General features: G+C 50.4%; 12 protein-coding genes and 2 pseudogenes. 5 read left to right on the plus strand and 9 right to left on the minus strand.

Annotation, left to right across the window (positions count from 1 at the left end):
- Window positions 1-284 precede the first annotated feature (284 nt).
- The gene (locus POG22_RS03300; protein WP_498903618.1) at window positions 285-656 is read left to right on the plus strand and encodes an element excision factor XisI family protein; all 372 of its coding nucleotides are present in this window, start codon (window positions 285-287) and stop codon (window positions 654-656) included.
- Between the two features lie 50 nt (window positions 657-706).
- Here the strand turns inward: POG22_RS03300 and POG22_RS03305 are convergent, their stop codons facing one another.
- From POG22_RS03305 to POG22_RS03320, 4 genes are read right to left on the minus strand one after another with little or no spacing between them, the layout of a single operon-like run.
- Window positions 707-877 (minus strand): DUF2283 domain-containing protein, encoded by a 171-nt coding sequence (locus POG22_RS03305; protein ID WP_498903619.1) that lies wholly within the window; start codon window positions 875-877, stop codon window positions 707-709.
- Between the two features lie 7 nt (window positions 878-884).
- Window positions 885-1229 carry a type II toxin-antitoxin system RelE/ParE family toxin gene (locus POG22_RS03310; RefSeq protein WP_498903620.1) on the minus strand — a complete coding sequence of 115 codons (345 nt, stop codon included), beginning with the start codon at window positions 1227-1229 and terminating at the stop codon, window positions 885-887.
- On the minus strand, window positions 1222-1491 hold the full coding sequence (locus POG22_RS03315; RefSeq protein ID WP_498903621.1) for a hypothetical protein: 270 nt from the start codon (window positions 1489-1491) through the stop codon (window positions 1222-1224). The genes POG22_RS03310 and POG22_RS03315 overlap by 8 nt, the downstream gene beginning before the upstream one ends.
- Complete coding sequence (locus POG22_RS03320) at window positions 1478-1804, minus strand: DUF2283 domain-containing protein (RefSeq protein ID WP_498903622.1); 327 nt, start codon at window positions 1802-1804, stop codon at window positions 1478-1480. The genes POG22_RS03315 and POG22_RS03320 overlap by 14 nt, the downstream gene beginning before the upstream one ends.
- Between POG22_RS03320 and POG22_RS03325 the strand changes: the two genes are divergently transcribed.
- Together POG22_RS03325 and POG22_RS03330 are read left to right on the plus strand one after the other, a co-directional pair.
- Window positions 1719-2015, plus strand: coding sequence for a BrnT family toxin (locus POG22_RS03325; RefSeq protein ID WP_063714693.1), 297 nt, complete (start codon window positions 1719-1721; stop codon window positions 2013-2015). The genes POG22_RS03320 and POG22_RS03325 overlap by 86 nt on opposite strands.
- The gene (locus POG22_RS03330; RefSeq protein ID WP_498903624.1) at window positions 2005-2238 is read left to right on the plus strand and encodes a hypothetical protein; all 234 of its coding nucleotides are present in this window, start codon (window positions 2005-2007) and stop codon (window positions 2236-2238) included. Before POG22_RS03325 ends, POG22_RS03330 begins: the two co-directional genes overlap by 11 nt.
- A 149-nt stretch (window positions 2239-2387) precedes the next feature.
- Here POG22_RS03330 and POG22_RS03335 read toward each other — a convergent pair whose 3' ends face one another.
- On the minus strand, window positions 2388-3035 hold the full coding sequence (locus POG22_RS03335) for a hypothetical protein (RefSeq protein WP_017661280.1): 648 nt from the start codon (window positions 3033-3035) through the stop codon (window positions 2388-2390).
- Window positions 3036-3068: 33 nt separating this feature from the next.
- The gene (locus POG22_RS03340) at window positions 3069-3368 is read right to left on the minus strand and encodes a DUF2283 domain-containing protein (protein WP_498903625.1); all 300 of its coding nucleotides are present in this window, start codon (window positions 3366-3368) and stop codon (window positions 3069-3071) included.
- 87 nt (window positions 3369-3455) lie between these two features.
- On the opposite strand from POG22_RS03340, the gene POG22_RS03345 reads away from it, so the two are divergent.
- A complete protein-coding gene (locus POG22_RS03345; RefSeq protein WP_082901203.1) occupies window positions 3456-3800 on the plus strand; it encodes a DUF4258 domain-containing protein in 345 nt (114 codons plus the stop codon).
- Complete coding sequence (locus tag POG22_RS03350) at window positions 3788-4018, plus strand: DUF2283 domain-containing protein (RefSeq protein ID WP_017661283.1); 231 nt, start codon at window positions 3788-3790, stop codon at window positions 4016-4018. The genes POG22_RS03345 and POG22_RS03350 overlap by 13 nt, the downstream gene beginning before the upstream one ends.
- 241 nt (window positions 4019-4259) lie before the next feature.
- On the opposite strand, the pseudogene POG22_RS03355 reads toward POG22_RS03350, so the two are convergent.
- The 3 genes and pseudogenes from POG22_RS03355 to POG22_RS03365 all read right to left on the minus strand — a co-directional run.
- Window positions 4260-4632, minus strand: a pseudogene (locus POG22_RS03355) (hypothetical protein).
- Window positions 4625-4843, minus strand: coding sequence for a hypothetical protein (locus tag POG22_RS03360; RefSeq protein ID WP_498903626.1), 219 nt, complete (start codon window positions 4841-4843; stop codon window positions 4625-4627). Before POG22_RS03360 ends, POG22_RS03355 begins: the two are co-directional and overlap by 8 nt.
- A 131-nt stretch (window positions 4844-4974) precedes the next feature.
- Window positions 4975-5266: pseudogene (locus POG22_RS03365) on the minus strand (IS30 family transposase); the annotation flags it as partial.

Genomic DNA, 5266 nt, shown 5'->3' on the forward strand with positions numbered 1-5266 from the left:
GCTCTGACCTTTTTAGTGATGAACCTGGTGAAGCTGCTGAGGCAGTTTTACTGTCTTTTTTTGTGTCAATTTTTCCCAAACTTCATAATTTTGTCGAGAAATATTATTGTAACTTATAAAGTGGACGAGTTAAGTCAATTTAGATTTATACCTTGAGCAAGACGGCTTCTTGTTCATTTTCCACCCCCAGCTTTTGATAACTTTTTCAGCAAACCCCAGTTAGCCGTCCAGCGCAATAAAATTAATCTGTTAGTCTTCGACCCCAACCGGGAGGTTATCCTGCAATGGATCGAACCCTGAGTTACGCAGACATTCTCAAACAGACCGTGCAAGCCGCAGTTGCAGACCAACCCCGCCTACAGGCGATTAAACTGTATCCCGTCTGCGACACTGAATCCGGTCACTTCCTCGTACTCGCGACTGGATGGGACAAACAGCGCTGGATGGACACGATTCTATTTCACGCTCGCTTAGTGGGTCAGCAAGTTTTTATTGAAGAAGATAACTTTGAGGAAAGCCTAACCGAAATCCTCATTGCGAACGGTGTCGAGCAGGCGGATATCGTCACTTCGCTCGATCGCCCCCACCAATCTAAGCCACAAGCCACGATCGCAAACCGAACTCCCCAAATGAGACAGCACAACCGAGCGACTTAACCGCGCGATCGCGACACCGCCACCCCTCCCCAAAGACGAACAAAACCCGCTCAAACCCCAATCGACTCAAGCAACAGCGATAGCGACACCCGCTCCGACGCATCCAGAATCTCGATCGCAACAATCTGCCCCTGCTCCGTGTAATCGATGACGATCCCCGGCGCAGTCTCTTCACTCGTCTCGATCGCATCCTGACGGGTGTTCGGGGCGATGAACAACACTCGATGACTACGAAGAGCCACCCAAAATCTCTCGAATATCCTTATCCGAAATATCAGACTGGTCAGACTTGGAATAAATCGTCAGCAACACGATCTTCGTTTCGAGCTGTAAATAATAAATCAAACGATACCCCGCACTTTTCCCCTTCTGAATATCGCGATTGCGAACCCGAACCTTATAGACCTCCGCCTCCACACCAGAAATGCGATCGCCCAACACCTCCCCCATACTCAACTGCTGAATTACCGGCTCGATGTCCTTGCGAATATTGCGATATCGCTTCTTCAGTGTCCGAACCCGACGCACAAACATATCCGAGATCTCGACCTGAATCGGCAAATCCTCACTCATCCTCGTCGTCCCACAACTCGCTCAGCGGTCGCGTCCGACCAACCTGCACTTCACCCCAAGCCTGCTTCAGCGAATCCAATACAAGCTCAGCCGGTTCGTCATCTGGGTCGGTCATTTCCGCAAGAACACTTGCAGCTTCTCTAGAGCTGTAAAAAGCTTTCAGCTCAGTCTCTGGAATATCCTGCGCCAGAATTTTGAAGAGCGAGAGCTTCTCAGACGGGCTTAAATCTCGAACAAGCGGGATTAACTCAGCAAGTGGCATGACTGAACTTCCAGGCAATTACCTCAATCTTATCGTCCCAAGGCTCAAGCGACAGCGGCAACGGCAACCGCTCCGACGCATCCAGAACCTCGATCGCAACAATCTGCCCCTGCTCCGTGTCATCGATGACGATCCCCGGTGCAGTCCCTTCACTCGTCTCGATCGCCCCAGTCTTTCTCACAATGAGGCATCTTGATGACAGGGTGTCCTTTTTTATGGAGGATTTTGTGGATATCCAGTACGTTTTGAATGGAATCGTCTTCGTCTGGAACCAGCAAAAAGCCCAGAGCAACCAACAAAAGCACGACGGCATCACCTTCGAGCAAGCAGCAGAAGTCTTCTTCGATCCGTTTGTGAAGATCGTTGACGCAAGCCAGGAGCTTGAAGCACGAGAGGCCGCGATCGGCTTAGATTGTAAGTGGAACCTCTTGTTTGTCGTTCACGTAATTCGCGAAGACGAGCGAATTCGGATTATTTCAGCACGACGGGCAACCCGTCAGGAGCGCAAAGATTATGAAATTTGAAGACTTGAAACAGCGGTTGCGGCGCGATCGGGAAATGGTGTCGGTGACGCTAGAAATTCCGGCAGACGTACTTGCAGACTTAGAACGTCTTGCACCATTGCGCGAAGCTTCGGATGCTGTGGCGCTGATGCGAGCTTACATCGGACAGGGTTTGCGTGAGGATCTGGAGAGTTGGAAAAGTTGTAACCCCAATCCTGGCGAACAAAACGCGACCGAACATTAATCGACTCAAGCAACAGCGGCAACGGCAACCGCTCCGACGCATCCAGAATCTCGATCGCAACAATCTGTCCCTGCTCCGTGTAATCGATTCGCATCCTGACGGGCGATCGGCGCGATCGCGTCAACTTCCGAGTCGTGTAGGATGTTGCTTCAACCTTCCAGTCCCGAAGAAATAGGAATTGCTGCAAGACGCTTCAGGACTTGCAACACTCGAAACAGCTCGTTCTCATGCTTACGAATACTGAACTCATCCGAAAACGTATAGATAAATCTGTCTCCATCGGGAATTAGCTTCACAAACACAAAATTCGAGCCGTTCGTTAACAAACCATACATCGCCTGCTCCTTTACACTCGGATTCGATAGCAAATACGACAAAAGTTGCGCTCGCCCAACCTCCAAAGAAAAAGCCGCCTGCTTCGATTCGATCGCCAACACCCAAACGCGATCGAACAGCACCAAAACATCGAGAAATCCCGTAACCTTCAGCTCGCCATCCTCGCTGGTGATTTCCGTCGATGCCTCCGATTGAATCCGAAACGGCGGCAAAAAGAACCCCGCCATATCCAGCAAGGGAGAAAGTACGACGAGTTTCACCGTATTTTCGAGCAGCGGTGGGTAGCGCAACAAGTATGTGTAGCTGGTTTTGATGCGATCGCAGCGGTCTTTTTCTTCCTGGCTTAGCTCCGGAAGTTCAGATTGCCACTCGGGAAATATCGAGAGATCGTCCGAAAACTTCAGGCGAAAGCGTTCTTCTAACTCGCTCAGGGCAACTGTTCTAGCTGTTTGTGCTTGCATGGCAGGGAAAAACTAGCGAGATCGGATAAATTTCTACATGGCATCTACCGTTAGCTTAACCAAAAAAACTAGCGAGTCCGATCGACCACGCGATCGCAACACTGCAACCCCACCCCAAAGACGAACAAAACGCGATCGAACATTAATAATCGACTCAAGCCACAGCGGCAACGGCAACTGCTCCGACGCATCCAAACTCTCGATCTCAACAATCTGCCCCTGCTCCGTGTAATCGATAATGATTCCCGGCGCAGCCTCTTCACTCGTCTCGATCGCATCCTGATTGAAAATCGGCGCGATCGTATCAACTTTTGAACCGTGGAGGATAGTCATTGGGCTTCAAGCCTCCCCACAAACGAACAAGGCGCGATTCATGGGGCATCTTGGAAACGGAACGCCCCTTTCGCGCAAATTCAGTAGGTGACGGTGGAAAACGACAACATCTTGGATGGCGACGACCTCCTCTTCGAGCTAAAAACACCGCTGGGATTTTCAGTGCGGACAACCACCCGCTACTGGAACCTAATCGTGACCGTCAAACATCCCGTGATGCGCGATCGGCTCGACGACGTGAAAGCAACTTTGTCTAACCCAGACGAGATTCGGCAGAGCCGTAGCGATCCTGCCGTCTGCCTGTTTTATCGTGACGATAGCGATCGACGGTGGCTCTGCGCGGTGACGAGGCGCTTAAATGGAGATGGATTTTTGATTACGGCGTACCGAACCAGTGCGCTGAAGGAAGGAGTAACGCTATGGCAGAAGTAAATACCGTCAGTACGTTAAAAGTATTTCACGATCGCCTGGGGCAAACTCTAACAGTTTGGTTTGGCAACCCAGAAGACGAATTCGAGGCCGAGGAGACCGGCGAGGAAGTGATTTTAATGAAAGATCGCGCGGGTCGGACGATTGGATTTGAAAAGTTGAACTTTGTTGCAGAAGAATCGATGCCGTTGCAGATTCTCTTGGAGTCATTGCCAAATTAAACTGAGTGACGCAACCGCGCGATCGCGACACCGCAACCCCTCCTCAAAGACGAACAAAACCCACTCAAACGCCAATTGACTCAAGCAACAGCGATAGCGACACCCGCTCCGACGCATCCAGACTCTCGATCGCAACGCAACAATCTGCCCCCGCTCCGTGTAATCGATAATGACTCCCGGTGCAGTCTCGCCCCTCGTCTCGATCGCATCCTGACGGGCGATCGGCGCGATCGCTCCTCACCTAACGGCGAAAAATCTCGATCGCACCCCGCGATCGCTGAAAACACGCATCAAACTCCCGAAAAAAATTCGTCTGCCCCAAAATCAGCGGCACATCAGACACCCGCGCCCAAGCAAACGCCAAACGAACCGGCTCCAAATCCCCAACCTGCACGTTCACAAACACCCCTCTCGCCTCAACCGCCGCAAGATTCCCCGCTAGCGGCAAACGAATTGTTTGCTTCTCCCAGACTATTCCCTACTGCACCCCCAACTCGTAGGGTAACAGGTTAACTGTAGATCCCTTATACAGAAACACCGGCATGATTTAACACGATCGAAATTCTGGGTAACTCCTCATGATTTGGAAACGGAAACTCTACTGTCCTAGGCATTGCCCGAAGCCTCGCGATCGTCCTCAATCATTTGCGTCAGGATACTAGCGGCCCCTGTAGAGTCGTACAGCGATAAAACCGGGTACTCAGGTGCAGAAAAGACCAATTGCAATTCAGCATCCGGGATATCCTTCGCCAGAAGCTTGAAGAGCGACAGCTTGTTAGACTGGCTCAGATCTTGCACGAGGGGAATTAATTCAGCCAGTGGCATATTTAGACTCTACTCTATAGTTTTCTGCATTTTAAGCGATCGCTTCGATCTCCCCAACAAAATCGAAGCCCAAGCCGCGATCGCGACACCGCAACCCCACCCCAAAGACGAACAAAACGCGATCCGCCAATTCAAGTTTGAAATGCAACGGTCTCCGATCTCTGACTATAAAATACCTCAGAAGGAGTTCGATATTCAAGAGATTTTCGAGGACGATCGTTGAGTAAATTCACGGCTTTTTTTTACAGCTTCTGGCGACAGAATTTTAAAATTTGTACCTTTGGGAAAAAACTGTCGAAGCATTCCATTTGTATGCTCGTTTAGTCCTCGCTCCCAGGAATGATAAGGATTGGCAAAGTAACAGGATACCCCCAGTTTTTGAGCCAGTTCTTCGTGACCACTAAATTCTTTTCCGTTATCGAA

The organism is Geitlerinema sp. CS-897, assembly GCF_028368005.1.
Lineage (GTDB): Bacteria > Cyanobacteriota > Cyanobacteriia > Cyanobacteriales > Geitlerinemataceae > Baaleninema > Baaleninema simplex.

Coding starts and splice junctions, on each gene's coding strand:
- POG22_RS03340 (WP_498903625.1), bottom strand. CDS start 3,368: ATGACTATCCTCCACGGTTCAAAAGTTGATACGATCGCGCCGATTTTC.
- POG22_RS03315 (WP_498903621.1), bottom strand. CDS start 1,491: ATGCCACTTGCTGAGTTAATCCCGCTTGTTCGAGATTTAAGCCCGTCT.
- POG22_RS03300 (WP_498903618.1), top strand. CDS start 285: ATGGATCGAACCCTGAGTTACGCAGACATTCTCAAACAGACCGTGCAA.
- POG22_RS03310 (WP_498903620.1), bottom strand. CDS start 1,229: ATGAGTGAGGATTTGCCGATTCAGGTCGAGATCTCGGATATGTTTGTG.
- POG22_RS03320 (WP_498903622.1), bottom strand. CDS start 1,804: ATGCCGTCGTGCTTTTGTTGGTTGCTCTGGGCTTTTTGCTGGTTCCAG.
- POG22_RS03350 (WP_017661283.1), top strand. CDS start 3,788: ATGGCAGAAGTAAATACCGTCAGTACGTTAAAAGTATTTCACGATCGC.
- POG22_RS03335 (WP_017661280.1), bottom strand. CDS start 3,035: ATGCAAGCACAAACAGCTAGAACAGTTGCCCTGAGCGAGTTAGAAGAA.
- POG22_RS03330 (WP_498903624.1), top strand. CDS start 2,005: ATGAAATTTGAAGACTTGAAACAGCGGTTGCGGCGCGATCGGGAAATG.
- POG22_RS03360 (WP_498903626.1), bottom strand. CDS start 4,843: ATGCCACTGGCTGAATTAATTCCCCTCGTGCAAGATCTGAGCCAGTCT.